Source organism: Rothia sp. HMSC072E10, from assembly GCF_001813965.1.
In the GTDB taxonomy this organism is placed as follows: domain Bacteria; phylum Actinomycetota; class Actinomycetes; order Actinomycetales; family Micrococcaceae; genus Rothia; species Rothia mucilaginosa_A.
In genome coordinates this window covers 304,817-329,035 of the sequence record NZ_KV814486.1, presented here as the reverse complement: position 1 = coordinate 329,035, position 24,219 = coordinate 304,817, and the positions used below count along the sequence as shown (strand labels likewise).

General features: G+C 61.4%; 19 protein-coding genes. 6 read left to right on the top strand and 13 right to left on the bottom strand.

What is annotated here, in order from left to right:
* Positions 1-11 precede the first annotated feature (11 nt).
* The 3 genes from HMPREF2944_RS03030 to galU all read right to left on the bottom strand — a co-directional run bounded on the left by HMPREF2944_RS03030 (position 12) and on the right by galU (position 3,994).
* On the bottom strand, positions 12-536 hold the full coding sequence (locus HMPREF2944_RS03030) for a DedA family protein (RefSeq protein ID WP_070680298.1): 525 nt from the start codon (positions 534-536) through the stop codon (positions 12-14).
* A gap of 591 nt (positions 537-1,127) precedes the next feature.
* Positions 1,128-2,792, bottom strand: a complete 1,665-nt coding sequence (locus tag HMPREF2944_RS03025) for a hypothetical protein (RefSeq protein ID WP_070680295.1) — start codon at positions 2,790-2,792, stop codon at positions 1,128-1,130.
* A gap of 293 nt (positions 2,793-3,085) precedes the next feature.
* Positions 3,086-3,994, bottom strand: coding sequence for a UTP--glucose-1-phosphate uridylyltransferase GalU (gene galU, locus HMPREF2944_RS03020; RefSeq protein ID WP_049345134.1), 909 nt, complete (start codon positions 3,992-3,994; stop codon positions 3,086-3,088).
* A 270-nt stretch (positions 3,995-4,264) separates the two neighbouring features.
* Between galU and HMPREF2944_RS03015 the strand changes: the two genes are divergently transcribed.
* Both HMPREF2944_RS03015 and HMPREF2944_RS03010 read left to right on the top strand, forming a co-directional pair.
* Positions 4,265-4,948, top strand: a complete 684-nt coding sequence (locus HMPREF2944_RS03015) for a 5-formyltetrahydrofolate cyclo-ligase (protein WP_070483700.1) — start codon at positions 4,265-4,267, stop codon at positions 4,946-4,948.
* Positions 4,949-5,071: 123 nt separating this feature from the next.
* Entirely contained in the window at positions 5,072-5,257 is a 186-nt protein-coding gene (locus tag HMPREF2944_RS03010; protein ID WP_049332007.1) for an FmdB family zinc ribbon protein, read from the top strand.
* A gap of 152 nt (positions 5,258-5,409) precedes the next feature.
* On the opposite strand, the gene HMPREF2944_RS03005 is transcribed toward HMPREF2944_RS03010, so the two are convergent.
* The 5 genes from HMPREF2944_RS03005 to HMPREF2944_RS02985 all read right to left on the bottom strand — a co-directional run bounded on the left by HMPREF2944_RS03005 (position 5,410) and on the right by HMPREF2944_RS02985 (position 13,016).
* Complete coding sequence (locus tag HMPREF2944_RS03005; protein ID WP_141755719.1) at positions 5,410-5,718, bottom strand: hypothetical protein; 309 nt, start codon at positions 5,716-5,718, stop codon at positions 5,410-5,412.
* Positions 5,711-9,544, bottom strand: a complete 3,834-nt coding sequence (locus HMPREF2944_RS03000; RefSeq protein WP_371440398.1) for a DEAD/DEAH box helicase — start codon at positions 9,542-9,544, stop codon at positions 5,711-5,713. The genes HMPREF2944_RS03005 and HMPREF2944_RS03000 overlap by 8 nt, the downstream gene beginning before the upstream one ends.
* Positions 9,545-9,776: 232 nt before the next feature.
* The gene (locus tag HMPREF2944_RS02995) at positions 9,777-10,235 is read right to left on the bottom strand and encodes a hypothetical protein (RefSeq protein WP_049332001.1); all 459 of its coding nucleotides are present in this window, start codon (positions 10,233-10,235) and stop codon (positions 9,777-9,779) included.
* Positions 10,236-10,317: 82 nt separating this feature from the next.
* Positions 10,318-11,136 carry a MurR/RpiR family transcriptional regulator gene (locus HMPREF2944_RS02990; RefSeq protein ID WP_049331998.1) on the bottom strand — a complete coding sequence of 273 codons (819 nt, stop codon included), beginning with the start codon at positions 11,134-11,136 and terminating at the stop codon, positions 10,318-10,320.
* Positions 11,137-11,375: 239 nt separating this feature from the next.
* Positions 11,376-13,016 carry an alpha-glucoside-specific PTS transporter subunit IIBC gene (locus HMPREF2944_RS02985; RefSeq protein WP_305793981.1) on the bottom strand — a complete coding sequence of 547 codons (1,641 nt, stop codon included), beginning with the start codon at positions 13,014-13,016 and terminating at the stop codon, positions 11,376-11,378.
* A gap of 428 nt (positions 13,017-13,444) precedes the next feature.
* On the opposite strand from HMPREF2944_RS02985, the gene HMPREF2944_RS02980 reads away from it, so the two are divergent.
* From HMPREF2944_RS02980 to HMPREF2944_RS02970, 3 genes are all read left to right on the top strand, one after another.
* On the top strand, positions 13,445-14,323 hold the full coding sequence (locus HMPREF2944_RS02980) for an endonuclease/exonuclease/phosphatase family protein (RefSeq protein WP_070680286.1): 879 nt from the start codon (positions 13,445-13,447) through the stop codon (positions 14,321-14,323).
* 71 nt (positions 14,324-14,394) lie between these two features.
* Entirely contained in the window at positions 14,395-16,209 is a 1,815-nt protein-coding gene (locus tag HMPREF2944_RS02975; RefSeq protein WP_070680283.1) for a glycoside hydrolase family 13 protein, read from the top strand.
* A gap of 126 nt (positions 16,210-16,335) precedes the next feature.
* A complete protein-coding gene (locus tag HMPREF2944_RS02970; RefSeq protein WP_070680279.1) occupies positions 16,336-18,141 on the top strand; it encodes a glycoside hydrolase family 13 protein in 1,806 nt (601 codons plus the stop codon).
* Positions 18,142-18,262: 121 nt separating this feature from the next.
* Here the strand turns inward: HMPREF2944_RS02970 and HMPREF2944_RS02965 are convergent, their stop codons facing one another.
* On the bottom strand, positions 18,263-19,231 hold the full coding sequence (locus HMPREF2944_RS02965) for an AEC family transporter (protein ID WP_070680276.1): 969 nt from the start codon (positions 19,229-19,231) through the stop codon (positions 18,263-18,265).
* 379 nt (positions 19,232-19,610) lie between these two features.
* On the opposite strand from HMPREF2944_RS02965, the gene HMPREF2944_RS02960 reads away from it, so the two are divergent.
* A complete protein-coding gene (locus HMPREF2944_RS02960) occupies positions 19,611-20,069 on the top strand; it encodes a hypothetical protein (protein ID WP_070680273.1) in 459 nt (152 codons plus the stop codon).
* 206 nt (positions 20,070-20,275) lie between these two features.
* On the opposite strand, the gene HMPREF2944_RS08960 is transcribed toward HMPREF2944_RS02960, so the two are convergent.
* From HMPREF2944_RS08960 to HMPREF2944_RS02940, 4 genes are all read right to left on the bottom strand, one after another.
* Positions 20,276-20,698 (bottom strand): type II toxin-antitoxin system VapC family toxin, encoded by a 423-nt coding sequence (locus HMPREF2944_RS08960; protein ID WP_083298888.1) that lies wholly within the window; start codon positions 20,696-20,698, stop codon positions 20,276-20,278.
* Positions 20,699-20,706: 8 nt separating this feature from the next.
* Positions 20,707-20,973 carry a type II toxin-antitoxin system Phd/YefM family antitoxin gene (locus HMPREF2944_RS02950; RefSeq protein ID WP_049346330.1) on the bottom strand — a complete coding sequence of 89 codons (267 nt, stop codon included), beginning with the start codon at positions 20,971-20,973 and terminating at the stop codon, positions 20,707-20,709.
* A gap of 207 nt (positions 20,974-21,180) precedes the next feature.
* Entirely contained in the window at positions 21,181-22,773 is a 1,593-nt protein-coding gene (gene guaA, locus HMPREF2944_RS02945; protein WP_049331985.1) for a glutamine-hydrolyzing GMP synthase, read from the bottom strand.
* 205 nt (positions 22,774-22,978) lie between these two features.
* Positions 22,979-24,109, bottom strand: coding sequence for a GuaB3 family IMP dehydrogenase-related protein (locus HMPREF2944_RS02940; protein ID WP_070680266.1), 1,131 nt, complete (start codon positions 24,107-24,109; stop codon positions 22,979-22,981).
* Between the last annotated feature and the right edge of the window lie 110 nt (positions 24,110-24,219).

The window sequence follows — 24,219 nt, the reverse complement described above, 5'->3', positions numbered from 1 at the left end:
GTCCGGCGAAACTAGTCGCGCTGGGTGAGGGCCCGAGGCAGAGCATCGGTGTCGTCGAGATCCTCGGCCGCACCTTCGCGGTCTAGGCGCTTCTCGCGCGCCACGGAGATGACGACCGCCCCGGCCACCACAAAGGCCAGGGCCACGGGGAACATCCAGGGTTCCAGGCCCAGGGCGGCGAGAATGGCAAAACCAATCGTGGTGTAGATGCCGGCCCACATGAGGGTGCCAACCAGCATTGCGGGAATCCAGCGGCGTAGGGGCATGCGGGTAAAGCCGGTGGTGACGATGACTGCGGTCTGAAAACCCACGGTCAGAAAGCACAGGGGCACGGCGATAACGCCCCATCGGTTAATGAAGGCGCGGGCCTTGCGGTAGAGGGGACGTTCCATTGCCTCGCGGATGCGGTGGAGGCGCGCGCTCCCCTTTGCGGCCAGGGCCGCCACCCAGTAGACCAGGCTGGTGCGGACGATTCCCACAATCCACATGAAGAGTAGGGCAACCTCAATCGGTAGAGAGTTAATCCATTCTTTCACCCGGCTATTCTCTCACGAACAGATTCGCCAGTCCTCCCCGAGCGCGAATATGCCTATTCCGTGACACACATCGGGGATGAGCCTCGCGAAGCTCAGACGAGTGCCCAAGGGCGATTCGGCGAGCAACGTTTTCCGACGGTGTATACCTTTCTGATATGACCCAACGAGCTTCGAGCGGCCTCCGAAAATTTTTTTTAAAGATTTTTATGCACCCTCGATGCCCCGCTCTTCCCAGCAATGGCGCGGATTTTATTTAGGGTAACCTTAGTTTAGTGACAGACCGTCGCTATTTTCAGTTTGTGCACCCTCTCGAATTAGGTTATATTTTTATTACCGAATGGGGCTGGCCTTGTGGGAAGGCCTCCCCGATCGGTCTAGAAGACTTTCTTCCTGTGTGTGATGCTGGAAAGGGAGCCCCATTGACGGGGCTCCCTTTTCTTTTTGTCTCTGCTACTCCCCCGCCAAATAATCACGGTGATACACCACCGAATACGCAGAATGTCCCGAAGGACTCTATCCTTCGGGACATTCGTTCATGGGAGTTTCTAGGCAATGCACGCAACCGGCGGTAGCCCGCAGGTGCCTGCCCAGCTACTTCTTGGAGTTCTTCTCGTCGTTCTCGCGGTGCAGGGCGCTCAGAGGCTTGGGCAGCTGCACGGGGTTCCAGGTGTTGCTGACCGCCTCAAATGAGGAACCACCACCGGGATGACGGCTTCCCGCGCGACGGGATACGCCGAGCGACGAACCAGGCTGGGTTGCGGGATTGTTCAACGAGGCGATATCCAGGGCGTCGAACTCAGAATCGTCCAGAACGTCCGGCAGGGGAATCTCCTCCGGAATCGGTGCGGGGGCCTGCTGAGGCGCCTGACGCACCGGGGAACCGTCGCGCAGGGCCGGACGCGGCTGACCCTGATTCGACTGGTTCGGGTGCGCCGCCTGCGGAGCCTGCTGAGCCGCTGGGCGCTCCTGCGAAGTGCCGGCAGGGCGAGGGGCGGAGGAATCGGTCGGCACACGCGGCGCGGGCTCGCGAGCGGGGGCAGCCTGGTGCACAGCCGGCTGCTCCGTGGCTTCGGCCCGGGGAGCAACGCGCGGGGCCTGCTGGGAGGCCGCCTGCGGAACCTGCTGCGCGGGACGGGGCTGAGCGGATTGCACGGGCTGCGTGTGCTGAGCCGCTACTGCTCGCTCGGCCGAAGACTGAGGTTCAGCAGCTCGAGGTGCGGGCTGAGAGGTCGCCCCGCTACCGCTCTCCTGGTCGAAGAGCACGCTACCGCGGCGGATGGGCTGGAATCGGCTCGGGCGCTGGGGGCGGCGCTGCGGATGCTGTGCGTGGCGCGAAGCCGCGGGACGGCCTTCTGCTCGGCGGTGGGCCGGCGCATCCTGCGCAGAATCGACACTCTCAGCGGCATGGGACTCATGCACTCGGGGCTCGGGTGTGCGGGGTTCAGCGTCACGATGCTCAGCTGCAGGCACCGAAGTCTTCGGGGACGAAGCCTCAGAGGAACCCTCACGACGAACGGGCTGTGCGACGGGAGCCTTGGGGGCGGGAGCCGGCGCGGGGTGAGCCTCAGCAGCCGAAGCAGACTCTTCGGCTTCACGGTCAAGCTGCTCATTATCGAAGTCGACCTCGGAGCGCTCGTCTTCGTCATCGTCGCCCTCGCGGTGAGCGAGACGCTGACTCAAGGTATCTGCCAGACCAAAGCGGCCCGCGGCCCAGGCCAGACCACCCAGCACGGCGAAAATCACGAACCATGCCCAGGAGAACAGATCAAAGAGGACCAGAAGCAGGCACAGCACTGCGGCAACGCCAGCCCCGGCGGCGACCAGGTAGGCCACACCAGAGGGAGTTGAAGTATCGAGGGAGGAGAGCAGGGACTGCTTGGGCTCTTCCACCACGGGAATCTCATCCGTGTAGGGGGCCATCGGGGAGGAATCGCGAATCTGCGAAATGGACGCCGTCTGCGGTGCCGCGCCGTCCCCCACCGCGTGCGAGGAGGAAGAGGAACGCGGAAGAGCAGAAGAGGGCAGGGAGGTGCCCGGCGCCACGGCGTGGTCAGAAGACTGGTAGGCTTCCGATTCGTTCAGCAGCACGCCGGCGGAGGCAAGAATGTCCTCAGCGGTGCGTTCGGCGCTAATCAGGGGTCGTTCGGGCTCAACCGTGTGGCCGGCGGGCGCGCGACGCAGGCTCCTGGGTACAAACCACAGCAGCAAAATCACGGTCAGAATTACCAATACACCCGAGGTGTTCAACAACGTCATGTTAGGTCGCCCTCTATCGTCCCTAAATCCCTAGACTTTAATCATACCCTTATATTCCCATTTCTTTCCATAAAAGGTAAAAATGGGATGGATGAGCGCATATACCCCGGACGGCATACACAACGTTATGCGCAATATTGCACGCATATTAGTCACTCCGTCTCCCCAAAAGACGGAACGACCAAATAAATTGAGGAAGGCGCCCCCGCTCGGCAAGCCGACAAGGAACGCCTCCCTCAGCGTATCAGGTGATTGATACCCCGTAACCGGGGTGGTGTTACGAAAGAACGGCCTTAGCAGTTCTCGGCCACAAATTCCTTCAGCCAAGCGCGCAGGTCGTCGCCGAACTCGGGGCGCTCAGCAGCAAGAATAACGTTTGCCTTCAGGTAAGACAGCTTGTCACCGGTGTCGAAACGGCGGCCGGAGAAGACCACGCCGTAGACACCTTCGCCTTCGCCCTCACCCTGAGCCAGGGTCTGCAGGGCATCGGTCAGCTGAATCTCGTTACCGCGGCCCGGAGCGGTATTCTCCAGAACCTCGAACACCTTCGGGCTCAGAACGTAACGGCCAATCACCGCGTAGTTCGAGGGGGCCTCGTCAGCGGCGGGCTTCTCTACCAGCCCGGTGATCTTAACAAAGCCATCTTCGCCTTCAACGGTCTCGATAGCGGCAGCGCCATAAGCCGAGATTGCCTCGCGGGGAACCTCCATCAGAGCAACGACGGAACCGCCGGTACGCTCCTGGACCTCCACCATGCGGGAGAGCAGGTCTTCCTTCTCATCAATCAGGTCGTCACCGAGCAGAACGGCGAAAGCCTCGTCGCCCACGTGGCGCTTTGCGCGCAGCACGGCGTGACCCAGACCCTTCGGGTCACCCTGGCGTACGTAGTGCAGGTCGCCGCCAAGCTCGTTGGTCTCAAGAACCGAAGCCAGCAGAGCATCCTTACCCTGCTCGGCGAGCTGACGCTCCAGAACGGGAACACGGTCGAAGTGATCCTCAAGAGCGCGCTTATTGCGACCGGTAATCATCAGAACATCGTGCAGGCCGGCACGAACAGCTTCCTCCACCACGTACTGAATCGCGGGGCGATCAACGACGGGGAGCATTTCCTTCGGGGTGGCCTTCGTGGCGGGCAGGAATCGGGTGCCCAAACCGGCGGCAGGAATAACCGCCTTAGTAACAGACTTAATTTCAGTAGCCATGCCACAAGAATACCCTAAGTTGTAAAGTACTTAGGTCGAATCGTGAAACTATGACGTGAAAAATCCCTAACGTGATTAACTGCATACAGGCTCGTGCAGATACCGAAAATATCAAAAGATCGGCACGCCGCTCTTTCTTTAAATCGTCCTATACTGAGAGAAGTGTGCCCCTTCACAAATCTCCACTATTCGCGAGATTTGGGGCCTACGCCGCGAGTCTGTACCTCATGTTCAAGACACCGCTCACCCCGCAACGACGATGGGACCCCCATGCACTTCAACACCGCAGTAGCCGCCAGCACCTCCGATTCGGGCGCCAGCGCCGAGGATATCTCCCTGGATAAGAACATCCTCCGTTCGCAGATTCGTCCCCGACGCCTCATCGCTCGCAGCGAGCGAGGGCCCGCCGGACAGCAGCGAGTGCGGGACCTCTTCACCGAGAATATTCTGCGCGAGGTGCGAGAGCGTCTGCACTCCCCCGGTACGGTTGCCGCGTACCTGCCCACCCCCTCGGAACCTCCCATCACCGAGGCGCTTACCCGCCTGCACGAGGCCGGACACCGCATCATCGTGCCGGTCGTCCGTCCCCGTCGAACCCTCGCCTGGGTTGAGTGGGATCCCACCATTGACCACCCCTGCAGCCCCATGGGAATCCCCGAGCCCGAGGGCGAAGAACGCGACGTACAGGCATTCGTCGAGGCCGATGTGCGCCTCATCCCCGCCCTCGCCTACGATGCGGCCGGGCATCGCCTCGGCCAGGGAGGCGGTTACTACGACCGAATCATCCCCCTGCTGAGCGAGGAACAACTGCGTGAGAAGACCCTCGGCATCGTCTTCGCCGAGGAAATCTACGAAACCGTCCCCTACGACCGCTGGGACAGTATCCTGCCGGTTATTCTGACCGAAGAAGGAACCTACCGCCCGGCAGAACGCACCGCGCAGAACCCCTCATAACGAATACGCCGCGTTACTTTTAGTCGTGGGAAGAAAACAAAATACCCCTCACGATTCAAAAGCGGTACACTCAAACCACGCAATTAACCGTAATCAACGAAATATCAATGGGCGAAGGAAGTTATGCCGGTTTACGTTTACCAGTGTAAGAATTGCAATCACGTATTTGAACAGCGCCAGTCCTTTAGCGACGATGCCCTGCGCGTCTGCCCCCAGTGCGGTCAGGAGACCCTGCGCAAGCGCTACAACACCGTGGGCATTACCTTCAAGGGCTCCGGCTTCTACAGCACCGATAAGAACTCAAACTAATAAGAATTCAAACCAGCTGCCGCAGAACGCGACGGATGGATAGCGCCGACCGGCTCGGCGTTCGATAACACGCTAGGGCGGCGGGTACCGAACAGGTACCCGCCGCCCTAGCGTGTATTGGATGATGGCTCGCGGCCTCATGCCACCGAAGCCTAGACGATGTTGTTACCCCAGTGCGGGGGACGCTGCTGGCGCATCCACTCCAGGCGCTCCTTCTCCTCGGGGGTGAGGGGCTTCGAGGCGCCGTGGGCGGTGCGCTTCTTCCGCGAGCTACTGCCGGAGCCACCGCCGAAATCGGCAGTTTTTGGCGCGGCCGACCGGTCGCCGGGCACCGCGGCGGCGGGGGTCCCCGACGACGGGTCCAGACCCGCAAGACGGGGTTCGGCACCTCCCACGGTTCCGCCCCCGCTCACCCGGCGGTTACCGCGTCGGGGTTTGGGCACGGGCGAATAGTTAGCCACGGTCCTCAGCATCCTCGTCCATGTCCAGGTAGTGCAGGATGCGCGCCACCACGCCGTCCGGGTCGGAGAAGACCTCCAGGGTGCCCAGCGTGATGTAGTTCCAGCCGGTGCGACTCAGGCGCTCGGGTAGCAGGCGCGTACGCTCGCGCACCGAGGCCCGCGCGTAGTTCTGCTCGCCGTCGGAGCAAGCCACCAGAGGCATCGCGGCGGGAGCGCTCGGGCCGGAGGAAACCACGGGAGCCACGCCCAGGGCGGGCACGGGCTCGGCCACGAGCTTTTCGGGGGCGTGCGCAATCAGCGCGATGTCACCTTCACCCTGCGTCACGCGTACGCCGCGGGCCTGCAAACGCGCTACCAGATCGTTGAGCAGCCAATCGCCCAGGTCGGGGGTTTCCTGCTCGTCGGTAGCTAGGAAGGCGTTGCGCGGCAGAGTCTCGGGCACGCGCTGTGCCTTCGCCTCGGCCTCTTCGCGGGCCTGGCGTTCCGCGTGCTCACGCAGCAGGTGGTAGAAGTCGACCGCGCCGTGGTGTAGCTTCTGCGGGTCCAGCTCGGTCGGGTCGATACACGAGACGATACGCAGGGCCCGGCGGGCGCGAGTTAGCGCCACGACAAAGCCCTGACGGCCGTGCTCGGTGGAGAGCTGACCCAGGTCATAGGAGGCCTGGCCCAGGCGGGCGCGTCCCACACCCAGCGAGAAGATTACGGTGTCGCGTTCGAGGGTCTCGGCGCGTGTCAGGTCGACCACGCGGAAAGACTCCTCGCCGGCGGCAAAGAACGGGGCGAGCTGCGGGTACAGGTTCAGGGCGTGACGCACCGATTCGGCCACGCGCTGAGCATGCTTGGGGCTGGCCGTCACGACCGCGAGGGAGCGGTCGGGGGTGCGGTAGGCGTGCTCCAGCACCAGGTTCGTGACGCGCTCGACCTCAACGCCGGGCGAATCAAGGTTCGCGTTATCGCTCACCTTGCCGCGAGTGTCGATGTACTCCACGGTCAGGGTTGCGGCCGGCTGCGAGGAGGCGCGGCTCACCGGGGCGGCGTGCAGCTGCGAATCGTAGAACTCGCGATTCAGGTAGTCGAGAATCACCGGGTCCATGCTGCGGTGCAGCATGGCCAGGGTGCGGTTCGGCAGTACCGTGGCGAGCACGTCGAAGGTGCTGTCCAGCTGTTCATCGGCGGGGTCCGGCGCTCCGAAGGTCGGTGCGGACACGATGAACGGCGAGGGGGATCCCGAGTGCGGGTCGCCCAGGGCGATCACCTGGTCGGCGCGGGTGATAGCCGGCAGATTGGCCGCCAGCGGGGTGGATTCAGAGTCCAGCAGGATGGCCGCGTCAAAACGCATCGAGGCCGGCACCTTGCGGGCTAGGGCGAAGGGGCTGGCGGTCCACAGGGGCAGCAGGGTGCGCGCCATGACGGGCGCGTGGGTCAGCAGCTCCTCCAGCACGAACTCGTAGCCGCGCAGCTGGCTCTTCAGGTAGGCCGCCTGGTCGTGCTCGGATTCGATGCGGTCGGTCCACACGCGCGCGACCTTTGCCAGAAGGCGGGCCGGGGCGCTGGTCATGTGGGCGTAGTCGGCGCGACGGAAGCGGGATTCGGTGTCTCGCAGGCGGTCGCCGTCCAGCAGCTTGCCCTCGTGGCGTTCCAGCAGGTACTCCAGGGCGGACTGCCACCAGGCGAGCTCCAGCTCGGCCGCGACAACTTCGGTCGGTACCTGACGGGCGTACAGGTCATCCAGCAGCTCGGACAGGCCGCGTTCGTGAAGCTTCTGCTGGAGCGCGTCACGTTCGGGCAGGGTCATGAGCAGGACGCGGTCGTCCATGAGGGCGTCCAGGCGGGCGTCCAAAACGTCCAGGTCGGTGCGCACAAAGTCGGTGCCGTCGATCGTATCGGCAAGCACGATACCCAAGCCCGCCAGCTCGGACACCAGGGAGTTCAGGGCGTCGGCCAGTTGATCCAGGTTCTGCGGAATCTGCGGGGTGCGGGGTGCCTCGATATGGCGAATCCACTCGGCACGTTCGGTCTGCACAATCTTGAGCTGTTCGTGCAAATCCCCGATGTTCACGCCGGGCAGGATGTACTCCTTCGCCGCGCGACGCAGGCGGGAGCGCTGCATACTGCTCATCTCGATGCCGTTCTCGCGACGCCACGCACCGGAGGCGGTTGCGGCAATCAGATCGGTCACGGGGCGGTCGTACACATCGGCGCGGAAACGCTTAAGCGTCTCGCGAATGCGCATCAGGATCGCCAGCTGCGACTCCCACTCGGCAATCGTGCGGCCCGGGCGCAGGCCCAGCATGGCGGCCATACGGTTCATGGCCTCGCGCAGATTCAGCAGGGAGGACTTCAGGGTAATGACCAGGGCGTAGGCCTCCGCGGCCTCCTCATCATTGACTAGGCGGGCGCGGTACCACGGCGAGGTGCGCGAGGCCGCGGCGAATCCGTCAATCTCGCCCAGGCGCACGAGCTCGGCGCGTACCTGATCGCGTTCCAGGAGGGAGTCCAGCATGGGGCGGTCGAAGCGTACGCGGGTGGCCGGGCCGTCCTCGGATGCGGTCAGCTCGGCCAGACGCTGCAGGGCGGCGTACACCGAAATCTGCCAGTGCGGGTCCTTCGTGAGCAGAGCGCGGGTGTGGTCGATGAGGGTCTGGCGGGTGGCGCACAGTTCCTCGTTGAGGTCCTCGGAGTTCGGCTCCTCGGCACTTTCGTTGCGTACGATGGCGCGGATAAATTCGGCTCGCTGCGCCTCCGAATCGTGTTCGGCCAGCAGGTCGTAGCGCAGGCTGTCGATGCCGGTGCGCTTGAGCAGGGCCGAGAACTCGGCGAGCGTCGAACGCTTCTCGCCCACCACGAGCACGGATTTGCCGCGGCCGATGAGGGCGGAGGCAATATTCACGGCGGTGCGCAGCGGCTCGGTGCCGGGGGCCGCGGTCACAGTGAAGGAGAAACCGCTCACCGCGGTGTCGATAATGTCTTGGGCGTTTGCGTCCGCGTCGAGCAGGAGCATCTCCTCGGCGGGGTCGCGCTGGTCCAGGGGCTGCTGCAGGTTGTGGGCGTTCAGCTCGCGCGGCTTCACGCCGGGCACCTTCAGCGCCGCCACGTCACGCACGAGCGGGGTGATGGCGGTGTGGGGCAGCTCGCCCAGGCTTTCCTTCAGGTCGGCAAAGGTTGAGATGAAGTACTTCGACTCGATGGTCATGCCCGGGATACGGCCGGCCGAGGCGCGCATGCGCTCGATGACCGGCTCCGGATCCAGACGAGACATGGAGTTCGCCAGCTGGGCCACGTCCATGGTGCCCAGGTCGATGCCGTACTCCTGCTTGATCTGGCGGACCATGGCGGGGTTCAGGCGCGCGGAGCCGGCCAGGCGCAGCTCGAAGTCGTCATCCTTCGGGTGCGGGGTGATGCTCAGCGGCGCCATGAGGATCGGCGCGATGAAGCGCTTCTCGTAGGCTGCGGCGGCCTCGCGGGTGTCGTGCGAAAGCCAGGATGCGGTGCCCGCCACGAAGTAGCCGGAGTCCAGACCGTGGTCGGTGGCAAGCTCGTAAATCTTGGTGCGCAGGGTGCGGGCGGAGCGCATGCCCGCCTCCAGCTGCGACTTTTCGCGCAGGATGGTGGAGAGGCGGGTCTTACGTCCGGCAAGTAGCTGAGCCAGGCCGGAGGGATTCGCCTCCGACAGGTCGATGTGCACGTAGTCGACCTGGTTGAAGTCGAGCATCGCGTCGGGGCCGGTGTAGACGTCCATCTGTTCGGCCCAGCGCTCAAGCCCCGCCGAGGGGTCGAAGTCCTCGTGAGCGGGGTTCAGGTGCGGGGGAAGCTCGGCGATGCTCATCTCGGGTTCGGTCGTTTCGGCAAGCTGCGCCTGTTCTTCGGGGGTCGCCGATGCGACGGGCACCTCGGCGGTATCGCTCGGGGTTCCGTCGGTGTTCTGCATGTGAACAGAATCAGGAGTATGATTCACGTCTCGACTATCCTTGTATGTCAGTGTGATGCACGGCGTGCAATCCGGTGGTGCTTCGTGAGCGGTCCTCGCGCTCAGGCGTTCTTCAATCTACGATAGCGTCCTAGCCCAGCGTCATCGAGAGATTAGCCATGGTGAGCACCAAAGCCACCATGACATAAAACGCCACGGCCGCCAGCAGGACCCAGCGGTACCTGGGGGCCAATTCACCCTCCAGGTTACCGAAGCGCAGGGAACGGAAGAGGAAGAAGGACAGGAGCGCGCCGGGCAGGTTACCGATGACGGCCAGCAAGATAATCAAATACAGAGCATAGGCTCGTTCGGTGCGCTCATTCTCGATTCCCGCAAGCTTAAGAGTACCGCCCAGCAGCAGGCTCAAGCATCCGTTCATGAAAGCAACCGTAAAGAAGGGAATCTTCATGGCGTCCTGGAAGCTCATCTGGGAGTTTGCCGCACCCACGGCAATCCACAAGAAGAGGAGGGCCGGAATAATCATGAGGTACCAGAAAAGGTACTTACGCATCTTCTCGGAGTTATCAATCAGCGCCAGGATTGCGGTCACGAAGGTGTCTCTTTCGGGTTCTGTTCAGGAGGTAGATTCAGGGCAGCGGGAATAAATTGGCTCCGGGCAGGAGCGCCCGCAACTACGGGGTGGTTTCGGTGCCTCCGTCGAGGGCATCCTCAACCTGCTTGCTGAGGGATTCTCGGCGCGCGGTTTCCGAGTACTCAATGTAGCGACGCACCACGTAGTCCAGCACCACCCAGAGAGCCACGAACGAGTGGTAGGGCTTGCGCTGGGTGCTGATGTGGGTGGGGGTCGCCTGGTAGTGCAGGGAGTACTCGGCGTGCGAGGACATGTAGTTCACGCCAATCGCGGTCACCGCAACCATGGGAATACGGCGCAGCGACAGCATCTTGATGTGCTCGCGCATGTTCTCGGTCTGGCCCGAGAACGACACGATAATCACCACATCGTCCTGGGTCATGGTGTTCATGGCGCTCTCGAACTCGTTGCGAGCCGGAATAACGTGGCAGAATTTGCCGCAGGCCTGCATTGACTTGGCGAACTCCTGCACCGCGTTGCGCTGAGCGTAACCGGTGCCAAAGCAGTAGACGGTGCGCGCCTCGTAGATGCGTTTAAGCAGACCGCTCAACTCCATGTGGTCGAGGTAGTCGTAGGTGCGCTGAATATCCTCGCGGCCGCTCTCGATGAAGCGGGGGTTGAAGGGCTCACTACGGCTAAGGGAAGACTTGATGAAGTACTTCAGCTCAGCGAATCCTGAAAAGTTCAGCTTCTTCGTCAGTCGAATAATCGAACTGGTCGAGGTGTAGGTTTTGTGCGCCAAAGAATTAATCGTCGACTCCGCGACGAATTCTTCGTTCTCCAGCATGAAGGCCAAAATTTCCCGTTCAGTTTCGCTGAACCGGTGCTGATTCGCATTCACGACGTCTTGTAAATCCACTCAGAGCTCCTGAATCCGATGGTGAGCAATATATAAATATTACACGCTTCGGATTCCACAGCCCGGTTCTGCCGTATTGTTCCCGCTCACGCAGAACCTTTCGAGAGAGGCCCACAACCGGGGCCAAGGATACCCAAGATACAGCTTCGCCGGCAGCACCGGATGTATCCGGTACCGCCGGCGAAGCGGATTATTCACTGCCCGATGCGCGAACTACGCGGCGAGCAAATGCGATGGCTCTAGACGTTGCTCTTGGAGCTGTTCACCATGGTCTCGAAGCGTTCACGGACCTGGGGAACGTCCATACCGACAATCACCTGGAAGGCCTTGCCCTTGCGGACGACACCCAGGGCGCCAGCGCTCTTGAACTCCGCATCCGAGGTGCTGACCAGGGACTCATCGGCCACGGAGACACGCAGGCGGGTTGCGCAGTTGTTCACGGTGGGGATGTTGTCTGCGCCGCCGAGCAGCTCGAGGAAGCCAGCCGCACGGGGTGCGTACAGGTCGGCGCCTTCGGCGTCACCGGCAGCGGCTGCGCCGCCGTCCTTCTCAGCAGCCTTAGCAGCCTTGTACTCTGCCTTGCTGTAGAGCTTGGTCTCGCCGCCGTCTTCTTCACGACCGGGGGTCTTGAAGTCGAACTTCAGAATCATGAAGCGGAAGATCACGAAGTACAGGACGGTGAAGCACAGGCCCACACCAATCTGCATGAGGTAGGTGCCGGAGTGGTTTGCCCACAGCGGAATCCAGTTCTGGAACAGGAAGTCGAGCAGACCGCCACCCATGTAACCAACCAGACCCAGCTGGTACATGATTGCTGCCATGGATGCTGCCAGGATTGCGTGGACCAGGAACAGCGGGGGTGCCAGGAACAGGAAGGTGAACTCGAGGGGCTCGGTGATACCGATCAGGATCGCGGTGAGGCAGACGGGAATCATCAGAGCGAGAACTTCCTTGCGCTTCTCGGGACGAGCAGTGGTGTAGAACGCCGCTGCGATACCGATGGGTGCGAAGACCTTGGAGTTACCGTGCAGTGCGAAGCCGCCGCCGGGGAACAGTTCCTTCAGGGGCTTGTCGCTCTTTGCGAACTCGGTTAGGTGGGTCGGCCAGTCCTTAGCGATACCGTTCGGGGTAACAACGTTACCGAAGACGAACGGGGAGTAGATGAAGTGGTGCAGACCGGTCGGAATCAGGAAGCGCTCGAGGAAGGTGTAAACCCACACGCCGAGTGCGCCGGATGCGATGAAGAAGCCCTGCAGGGAGGAGATGCCGTGCTGAGCGTAGGGCCACAGCCAGGAGAACAGGAAGGCGATGGGCATCATCAGGAAGAAGCAGACGCCGTAGACGTACTGGGAACCCTGGAAGATGCCGAGGAAGTCGGGCAGCTTCTTATCGAACCAGCGGTTGTGTGCCCACACCACGATTGCGGAGATGATGATGGCACCGAAGATACCGGTGTCCATGGTCTTGATACCGGCGATCATCTTCAGACCGGTACCTGCCGCGCTCTCAGAGATGTCGGTGGTGTAGTCCAGGTCGAAGAAACCGGTGCCACCCTTGCCCCATACCTTGAGCATGGTGCCGACGAAGTAGTTGAAGGTCAGGTAGACCATTGCAGCTTCCATCACTGCACGTGCGTTAGCGGTCTTTGCCAGTGCAATGGGCAGACCGATCACGAAGAGCAGTTCCATCTGGTTGAAGACGGTCCACGCACCGGACTCCCATACGGCCCAGAACTGGGACCAGAGGTTGTTCTTATCGGCGGCCAGGCCAATCAGCTGGTCGTTCTGCGCGATGATCGCAATACCGACCGCGAGGCCAGCGAATGCGAAGAGAAGAACGGGTGCCAGCATGGCAGAGCCGAACCTCTGTACTTTTTCCATCATGAGGCTATACGCCCTTTCGGGTATCGAGTGAGCGGGCGCAAGGGGCGGGCGGTCTTTGCCCGCCTGGGCTAACGCATCTTTATAAACACCCTTGAAAGTGTATGAGATGCACACCACACGACCTGCGCGCGCTAAGTGTCGAATGTGTTTTAGACAGAAATAATAATGCCACTTCATTCCGACCCATATGCACCCGAAGGACAGTTCTGAAAGAGTTTTTCACAACCTGAAACATATCCCGGCACCGGGTAAAAATACTGGGGAATAATCAAGCTTTTCCCCTGTCTGCCGGGGCCCAGACTCGATAGCATGAACATACTTGCGCGGCCGGAGACTGCCCTCCACCACTCAGAGCTTCCACAGGGAGAGCCATCCGACGCGCCCACCCCGTACCCCTACCCGAAACCCAATCGGAACTTATATATATGCGTTTCCTCACCCTCAACACCCACAGCTGGTGCGAAATCCATCAGATTGACAAGATCCGCACCCTCGCGCAGTTCATCGTTGATCAGCAGGTGGACGTTATCGCCCTGCAGGAGATCAACCAGCTGACTTCCACCCCCGTGGTGGAACATCCCCTCCACTTCCGCGGCGGCGCGGGTATTCCGGTCCGTGAAGACAACTACGCCCTGCTCCTCGTGCGCGCGCTGGAGGCGCTCGGCGCCCGCTACGAGTGGACCCTCACCGAGACCCACCTCGGGTGGGAGCGCTACGACGAGTGCGTGGCCGTCCTCTCGCGCATGCCGATCCGCGGCATCAGGCCCATCGACATGTCCCCCGACTACACCTACTTCCAGGTGCAGCGCCGCGCCGCGCAGGCCGCCCTCATCGAGACCCCCTCTGGTCCTTTCTGGTGCGCCACCACCCACATGTCTTGGTGGGACTTCGACGGTGAGCCCCTCTTCGCTCAGGAATTCACCCGCCTCTCGCAGGCCCTGGCCGAATGTGCCGAAACCGCCCCCGTACTGCTCGGCGGCGACTTCAATTCCGCCGCGCACCTGCCCGACGAGGGCTACGCCTTCGTGACCTCTACCGGCCTGATTGATACCCGCGCCATCGCGAAGCACACCAAGGGTGAGAACACCGTGCACCGCGAGATTGCCGGCTGGGAGGGCTCCTCGGATGCCAAGCGCATCGATTTCGTGTTCACCGACCGCCTCGTCGACGTGGCCTCCCATGAGGTGGTCTTCCGGGATAACTCCCCCGAGGCGATTTCCGATCACAGCGGCCTGCTCCTGGAGATTGACCCCGCAAGCTGGGCCCCGCAGAGCGTCCTGACGCCCCTCACCACCCAGCACTAAGGGCATCAGACTTTAGCCGCCCACAGAGCGGCCCCACACAACACTCATCCATACCAAGGGAAGGAACCCCAATGACGACCCAGACCCAGTGGTGGCAGGAACCCGTTGTCTATCAGATTTACCCCCGCTCCTTCAACGACTCCAACGGCGACGGCATCGGCGATCTGCCCGGCATTACCGAGAAGATTCCGTACCTGGCAGACCTCGGCATCGAAGTACTGTGGCTCTCCCCCATCTACTCCTCTCCGAACGATGACAACGGCTACGACATCTCCGACTACCGCGCCATCATGACCGAGTTCGGCACCATGGAAGACTTCGATGAGCTACTCGAAACCGCACACAAGCACGGCATCAAGCTCATGATGGACCTCGTCGTCAACCACACCTCCGACGAGCACGAATGGTTCAAGCAGGCACGCTCCTCCAAGGACAACCCCTACCGCGACTACTACATCTGGCGCGACCCAAAGGGCTTCGACGAGGACGGCAAGCCTATTCCGCCGAACAACTGGATTTCCTGCTTCAGCCCCTCCGTGTGGGAATGGGACGAGGCGACCGGCCAGTTCTACCTGCACTACTTCTCCGTCAAGCAGCCCGACCTGAACTGGGAGAATCCGAAGGTCCGCGAAGAGGTCTACGACATCATGCGCTTCTGGCTGGACAAGGGCGTGGACGGCTTCCGCATGGACGTCATCAACCTGATTTCCAAGGACCTCTCCTTCCCCGAGGACCCCGCCGTACTGGCCGGCGGCCTCGACAACTCCCTGGCCGCCGCAGCCAACGGCCCGCGCGTACACGAATTCCTGCAGGAGATGAACCGCGAGGTCCTCAGCAAGTACCCGGTCATGACCGTGGGCGAAACCCCCTGCGTGACCGTGGACGACGCCGCGCTCTACACCGGTTTCGACCGCAACGAGCTGCAGATGGTGTTCCAGTTCGAGCACATGGACGTGGATGCCTCCGAGGGCGGCGTGACCGGCAAATGGTCCGACCGCCGCTTCGACCTGGTGGACCTGAAGAAGGTGCTCACCCACTGGCAGGAGGGTCTGCACGGCCGCGGCTGGAACTCCCTGTACTGGAACAACCACGACCAGCCGCGCACCGTCTCCCGCTTCGGTAACGACTCCCCCGAGTACCGCACCGTCAGCGCCAAGATGCTGGGTACCGTGCTGCACATGATGCAGGGCACCCCCTACATCTACCAGGGTGAAGAGCTGGGCATGACCAACGTCTTCTTCGACGATGTCAAGGACTACAACGACCTGGAGATTCACGACTCCTGGCGCAAGTACGTTGAGGAGTCCGGCCGCGTCTCCCCCGAGGACATGCTGCGCTACATCAGCGCCTCCGGTCGCGATAACGCCCGCACCCCCATGCAGTGGACCGCTGGCGAGAACGCAGGCTTCACCTCCGGCACCCCGTGGCTGAAGCTGAACCCGCGTTACACCGAGATTAACGCGGAGTCCGAGCTGGCAGACCCGGATTCGGTGTTCTACCACTACCGCGACCTGATTAGCCTGCGCCGCAAGCACCCGATTGTCCTGACCGGCGAGTACCGCCTGCTGGATGAAGAGGACGATCAGGTCTACGCCTACCTGCGCGTGAACTCCGACGAGGACGCAGCCGCAACCGGCGAGCGCGCCCTGCTGGTCGTCGCCAACTTCACCGACGACACCGTTCAGCTGAACTACGCGGGCGGCAACCTGGACTCGGTCGTGCTGACCAACTCGCAGGCCCTCTCCCCGACCGAGCTGAAGGCTATCTCGAACGTTCCGCAGCTGATTAGCTCGAACTACCGCGATGAGAACCGCGAGTTCACCGACGAGGGCACCCTGCTGCGCCCCTACGAGGCTAAGGTCTACCTCTTCGGTAACGCCGAGTAGGCACGCCCCAAAATAATGGTGCGCGAGGGGGACCAGACGCGGACGTTCCGGTCCCCCTCGCCCTATACTTCAATCACAGACTCCTTTTTTCTCTTCGGCGTAACCCGCCGGTACAGAAAGGCAATTATGAGCAATTCCGAGGCATACCAGGTTCCCTCCTACGAAGGCCGCCAGTGGTGGAAGGAAGCCGTGGTGTACCAGGTGTACCCCCGTTCCTTCAACGACGCAAACGGCGACGGTATTGGCGACCTGAAGGGCATCACCGAGAAGCTGCCCTACCTGGCTAAGCTGGGCATCAACGTCATTTGGCTCTCCCCCGTGTTCGACTCGCCGAACGTGGACAACGGCTATGATATCTCTGACTACTTCGCCATCATGAGTGACTTCGGCACCATGGAAGACTTTGACGAGATGCTTGAAACCGCTCACAAGCACGGCATCAAGATTCTGATGGACCTGGTCGCGAACCACACCTCCGATGAGCACCCCTGGTTTAAGGAGTCCCGCTCGTCTAAGGACAATCCCTACCGCGACTACTACATTTGGAAGGACCCGAAGGGCTTCGACGAGGACGGCAACCCGATTCCTCCGAACAACTGGGCATCCGAGTTCGGTGGCCCGGCGTGGGAGTGGGACGAGGCGACTGGCCAGTTCTACCTGCACATCTTCTTCAAGGAACAGCCCGACCTGAACTGGGAGAACGAGAAGGTTCGCGAGGACCTGTACTCCATGGTCCGCTGGTGGCTGGACAAGGGCGTTGACGGCTTCCGCCTGGACGCTATCAACATCATCTCCAAGCCCGAGGGTTTCCCGGATGACCCCTCCACCGACTTTGAGAAGCACACCTCCTCGATTCCGTTCGTCATTACGAACGGCACCATGGTGCACCCGTGGATGAAGGAACTGACCCGCGAGACCTTCAGCCGCTACGATGTGATGACCGTGGGCGAGACCAGCGCAACCAGCCCCGAGGACGCTAAGCTGTGGGCCGGCTACCACACCGGTGAGCTGAACATGATCTTCCACTTCGATCACATGGGCGTGGATAACGACCCGAACGGCTCTCTGGGCGGCAAGTGGTCCTACGCGCCGTACAAGCTGACCGAGCTCAAGAGCATCCTGAACGACTGGCAGACCACCCTGGAGGGTAATGCTTGGGGTTCGCTGTACTGGAACAACCACGACCAGCCGCGTGTGGTCTCCCGTTTCGGTAACGATTCGGATGAGTTCCGCACCCTGTCCGCTAAGCAGCTGGCGACCACTCTGCACTTCATGCAGGGCACCCCGTACATTTACCAGGGTGAAGAAATTGGCATGACCAACGTGAAGTTCGATTCGATTGAGGACTACCGCGATGGTGACTCGATCCGTTTCTACGAGGACATGCACGTGGACCACAAGCGTCTGAGCCACGAAGAGGCAATGCAGGCGATCTACATCAAGGGCCGCGATAACGCTCGTACCCCGGTTCAGTGGGATGCTTCGGCAAACGCCGGCTTCAGCCCCGAGGGCGTGACCACCTGGATTAACGTGAACCCGAACTACCCGGCGATTAACGCTGAGGCTGTTCTGGCGGATGAGGATTCGATCTTCTACCACTACCAGCAGCTGGTGGCTCTGCGCCGCGGTGAGCTGAAGGATCTGATGGTTTACGCCTCCTTCGCTCCGGTGGATTCGCTCCAGGTTCCGCACGATGAGGACGAGGCCGTGTACGCCTACACCCGTACCGGTGGCGCGGATGGTTCCCCCGCTAACGAGTCTCTGCTGGTGATTTCGAACTTCACTGCCGAGAAGCAGGAGCGCGACTTCGCGGTGCTTGCTGAGGCACGCGAGTCGGGCGCCCGCGTCGAGCTGGTGAGCTCGAACTACAAGGACGATGCGGGTTCGACCCTGCGCCCCTACGAGGCAAAGGTCTACCACATCGTTCGATAGCGAAAGCTGTCCGACGGCTGCTGACCTCTAGGTCGGCGTAGAACCGCGGGAGGGCGGGGATTGTACGATCCCCGCCCTCCTTTTGCTGTACCCGCTCGTTGTGTGCTCGTTTCGGCTCCGGCTAACCGGAGAACGCAAGCTGAAGAATCGGCACCGCCAGCGCGATAAGACCGACGCTGACGACCGCCCCTGCGGCGATGACGGGGGCTGCGGTGCCCTCGTGCCGGTAGTGGGTCTCAAGGATCACGATATTGGCGGCAGGCGGCAGGACTCCCAGGATGAAGAGCACCTGCGGGTAGGCCAGTAGCTGGTCGAAGTGTACGCCCGCCGCGTCGTGCGCCCAACGGGCGAGCGCCAGCACGCCGAGGCTGTAAACGCTCACGAGCGCGGTGCGGAGCACCCCCCATCCGGCGGCCCGGGTCAGGTCTGCGCGGTGCAGCTTGGCGGCCCCGAGCCACATGCCCAGAACGATCATTCCGATAAAGCTGAAGACCCAGGTCAGCACCCGGTAGAACCCGGCTCCGTGAACACTCAGGAAGTGCCCTACGGGCAGGCAGAGCAGGCCGATTACCACGGCGATAACGGGTGGGCTCGTGCGCAGCCCTCGCAGTACCCTGCGGATGGTTGCGCCGCGGCTCACGGCGGTGGCCGTACGGGGTGGGGAACCTTCACCCGATTCGGCCCTCGAGTCGCCCCGTAGCAGCGAGGTACCCAGAATATTACCCATGATGGAGTTGCCGATATACGCGCCGATGTAGACTCGCACGGCTTCCTCACCCCAGAAGCCGGCAACCACGGGGATGCCGAAGAGCCCGGCGTTTAGGTACACGAAGGCGAGCTTCTGCACGGGATCTCGGGTAATCCGCCCGGCACCGAGCACACCGAGGAGCATCATAACCATGGTGGACGCGGCAACAAAGAACAGCTCGGGGCGGCTGGTGGCGACCGTGTAGATGATGACGGCGGGAATAATCCAGCGGGTCAGCAGGGCCGAGGCCCATTCCTTGAGCCGTCTGCCCCGGTGCTCGGGCAGGGTGAGGGCCAGCGTCAGCCCTGCAACCAGGTAGATGAGGGGCAGGATGATTCCCACAAGACGCTCCTTCGGTCACCGCGTTGGCCCTTATTTTGGATGCGCACCGCGCCGTTGCGCTAGGCCGCCTTTTCCATGGTCTCACGTTCGGGCACCGAGGACGGGTTGGCGAGGAATATTCTCGAGAATGTGAGCCTGTCTAATATCGACCGCCTATACATTCAGATTAAGGTTGAGCATTTCACGGGATGCCATTTCGAAATTTTCGCGTCATATTGCATCATATTTGCCGAAACCCTCGTATTTTTTATACATCAAATTTACTCTAGAAATACGCAGAGATTGCATTTCCTACCGTATGAACTCGTCTGCCGTCCATACCCTCACGAAGCGAACTCAGCAGGATTAGTTCCCTTCAAGATCTCGCCGGGAGCACGCAATGCAGCAGCCTTACCTCTCCAGCCCTTCCGACTCCGGGGGTGTCCCCTCCTCCAAGGTAGCGCGTCAGAAAACCCCGCACCGCGCCGCCCACCCCCACGCCGGGGTGCGTATCCCGCGGCGTTCCGCGTCCGCCGCTACGAGCGCCTCAGCGGTTACCCCCTCAGAAGCCCTTGTCGAGGAACGCACGTTTAGGGTCCCGCACCCGGTACTGAGCCTACTGTCCTGGTTGATTGCGGTGGCAAGCGTCGCATGGCTTGCCGTTTTGGGCGTAAACCTGACTCACCTGGTACTCTCCGGCCTGGAACACGACTCCGATTTCCTGGTGCTGACCTACGGCGTGTACATGGCCTGCGCTTTTGGGTTCCTGTGTTTTGGGGCCTTCTTTGGTCTGCATTTTGGCCTGGGCTCGAGCGCGCATTGGCGTAGTTCGATTCGCCACCCGAATCGGCCGTATTAAATATTTCTGTCCCGCTTATTTTTGCGGAATTTTCCGGAGTGTATTTCTTTTATTTAGACTCGCAGTTTAAAAAAATAAGCGGTTTTCTTTAATTTCGAAGAAAATATCCGTTTCGTATTAATATTTTTCGCCCTCATAGATAAAAGCCGCCCGGCGCATCCACAGCAGGATGCACCGGGCGGCTTCTTCACGGACTCTCAGCCATCTTAGGTTACACACTCAAAGGGGTTCAGGAGCCGAACATTCAGCCGCTCGAAATCTTTTACGTTACGTGTTACGAGAGTAAGACCATGGGTCAAAGCGGTTGCAGCAATCCAGGCGTCATTTTCAGGAGCTTTGTCTGGTACATGAAGCCCTGCACAACAATCAGCTACAGCTCCGTCGATAACAAGAGTCCGTTTCTGAAATTTCTCTCGGACTGCCAAAAACCATTCACGCAGATATGCACCTTGTGCCGGATCCTTACGCTCCATGGCGAGCACTCCACGCTCCAGCTCCATCAGGGTCACGACGCTAATATAGAGCGGCTTGTCTGAGTAAATACGAAACCAAGATTCAAAGACGGGGTCAGCTTTACCTCGAGAGAGTTTCCACAGCTCAGAAATGATATTGGTATCTAGCAGATACATCGTTACCCCTAGAACTCTACGACGGGGCGCTGATGCTTAGAGCGTTCAGGCACAGGAAAATCTTCAGGCAGATCTACATCCTCAGCAGGTTGAGGGTAGTTAGCGAAGAAGTCATAGAGAGAGGTTCCCTCATTCTGGTTGCGTGAGTATTCTTCGTAGGTCATGAGGACATACGTAGGTTCACCACGCTTTGTAATAATTACGGGTGAGTGTTGTGCCTGTTTTTGGGCTTTGGCGAGATTCTGGTTGAACTCGCGGCTAGTCATAACGGTCATGATTTCCCCCTTCTACTCATGACATAGAAAATATAAAGCATGTAACTACGTAGCTACATTATATTTTGCATCTGGTACTACGACAACCCCTCCATCTTCAGACCCGCTATATATCGTTAGGAAGATACGAAGAAGCCGCCCGGCGCATCCACAGCAGGATGCACCGGGCGGCTTCTTCACGGAAGGAGCTTCACTCCCACTCGGGGATTACTCCCACTCGATGGTTCCCGGGGGCTTGGAGGTAACGTCCAGCACCACTCGGTTAACGTCCTTGACCTCGTTCGTAATGCGGTTCGAGATCTTAGCCAGCAGGTCGTACGGCAGGCGCGACCAGTCAGCGGTCATCGCGTCCTCAGACGAGACCGGGCGCAGAACAATCGGGTGACCGTAGGTACGGCCGTCGCCCTGAACGCCCACGGAGCGAACGCCAGCCAGCAGAACCACGGGGCACTGCCAGATGTGCTCGTCCTGGCCAGCCGCGGTCAGCTCTTCACGCACAATGGCGTCAGCTGCGCGCAGGGTCTCCAGGTTCTCGCGGTTAACCTCACCGACGATGCGGATACCCAGGCCGGGGCCGGGGAACGGCTGACGTGCCACAATCTTCTCGGGAACGCCGAGCTCACGACCGATGGCGCGGACCTCGTCCTTGAACAGGGTGCGCAGCGGCTCAACCAGTTCGAAGGTCAGGTCGTCGGGGAGGCCGCCCACGTTGTGGTGGCTCTTGATGTTTGCGGTGCCGTCGCCGCCGCCGGACTCGACAACGTCCGGGTACAGGGTGCCCTGGACCAGGAACTTGATGTCTGCACCCTCTTCGCCGGCCTCTGCAATCAGCTTGCGCTGTGCCTCCTCGAAGGAGCGGATGAACTCTCGGCCGATAGCCTTACGCTTCGCCTCGGGCTCGGTAACACCCTCGAGTGCGGAGAGGAAACGCTCCGACTCGTCGATGGTGATGACCTTGATGCCCATGGATGCTGCGTAGTCCTGCTCGACCTGTTCACGCTCGCCCTCACGGAGCAGACCGTGGTCGATGAAGAAGCAGGTGAGCTGGTCGCCAACAGCCTTGTGCACAAGCGCTGCTGCCACGGAGGAGTCAACGCCGCCGGAGAGCGCACAGATAACGCGGTCGCTACCGACCTGTTCGCGAATCTTAGCGACCTGCTCCTCGATGATGTTATTGGTGGACCAGGTGGGCTTCAAGCCAGCCACGTTGTAGAGGAAGTTCTCCAGGGCGACCTGGCCGTAGTCGGAGTGCTTCACCTCGGGGTGCCACTGCACGCCGCCGAGCTTGCGGGACTCGTCCACGAATGCTGCCACGGAGGCGCCGGGGGTCTTTGCCAGCACCTCGAAGCCTTCGGGGGCCTCGGTCACGGAATCGCCGTGAGACATCCACACGTTCTGGGTGGTGGGGGTGCCGGTGAGGAAGGAGGAGTTCTCAGCGCAGACGACGGCGTCGGTTGCGCCGTATTCGCGCAGGCCGGTCTGGGCCACGGTACCGCCGAGGGTCTGGGCCATGACCTGGAAGCCGTAGCAGATACCGAAGATCGGCACGCCAGCTTCGAAAAGGGCCTTGTCGCCCTTGGGGGCGCCGTCGGCGTAAACCGAGGAGGGGCCACCGGAGAGCACGATGGCTGCCGGGTTCTTGGCGAGCATCTTCTCGGTGCTCATGGAGTGGGGGACGATTTCGGAGTAGATGCCGGCTTCACGCACGCGTCGAGCAATGAGCTGCGCGTACTGTGCACCGTAATCTACCACCAGGACGGGACGCTCTTCGAGCTGGTCCAGGTTCACAGAGTTGGTCACGAAAATTACCTCAACGTGTTGGTGCTAATCCGCGCACTTGCGCGGGGATATATCTATTTTACGCTATCGCGGTGTGAGCTTGAACGCCCGTGGCGCGGGTACTATTCCGCCTACGACCGTTCTTTTTACGCTGCAGATAGAAGGCACCGCCCGGCGGCCGCGGGGATAGCCCCGTAGCCGCCGAGCGGTGATTCATGACGCTACATTAGCCGCGGTAGGAAGGGACCACGGTCAGTTCGGCCTTCTGGAACTTCTTCAACTCCAGGTAGCCGCAGTTAGCCATCGCGCGCTTGAGCGCACCGACAATGTTGCTGGTGCCGTTCACGTGGTGCGAAGGACCGTACAGGACCTCCTCCAGCGTGCCGACGACGCCCAGCGGGGTGCGCACGCCGCGCGGGAAGTCCAGCGAGTGCGCCTCGTTGCCCCAGTACCAGCCCTGGCCCGGCGCCTCGGAGGCGCGAGCCAGCGGAGCACCCAGCATCACGGCGTCAGCACCCAGCGCGAGCGCCTTCACCATATCGCCGGAGCGGCCCAGGGAGCCGTCAGCAATCACGTGCACGTAGCGGCCGCCGGACTCGTCCAGGTAGTCCGAACGTGCCGCCGCCACGTCGGCGATGGCGGTTGCCATCGGTGCGGAAATACCCAGGCCCTGGCGGGTGGTCTGAGCGGAACCGCCTCCGAAGCCCACCAGCACACCGGCGGCACCGGTGCGCATCAGGTGCTTAGCCTGCGAATAACCGGCCACGCCACCAACGATGACGGGAACATCCAGCTCGTAGATGAACTTCTTCAGGTTCAGCGGCTCGTGCGAGGTCGAAAGGTGCTCGGCAGAGACGGATGCACCGCGGATGACGAACAGCTCAACGCCGGCCTTCACCACGGTCTCGTAGTGCTCCTGAGTATTCTGCGGGCTCAGCGAACCGGCAACCACCACGCCGGAATCGCGGATCTCTTCCAGGCGTGCGGTAATCAGCTCCGGCTTGATCGGCTCGGAGTAAATCTGCTGCATGCGGGTGGTTGCGGAGGCGGGGTCCGCCTCGGGCAGCTCAACAATCTCGTCGAGCAGCGGCTGCGGGTCCTCGTAGCGGGTCCACAGGCCCTCGAGGTTCAGCACACCCAGACCGCCCAGCTTGCCCAGGGCAATAGCGGTCGCCGGGGACATGACCGAGTCCATGGGCGCACCAATAATCGGGGTGTCGAACTTGAAGGCGTCAATCTGCCAGGAGGTGTCGACATCGCGGCGATCGCGGGTACGGCGGGTGGGTACCAGCGCCACATCGTCCAGGGAGTAGGTGGGGCGGGCGCTCTTGGAGAGGCCAATCTGAATTTCAGACATAGGTGAATCCTTTCGAATTCGGTTTGAGGGGTGCCGCCGGGCGTTATTCGCACCGATGCCCGCCCCGGCACCCGGGAGGGTACGGGACGGGCTCAACGGCGCACGGTGTG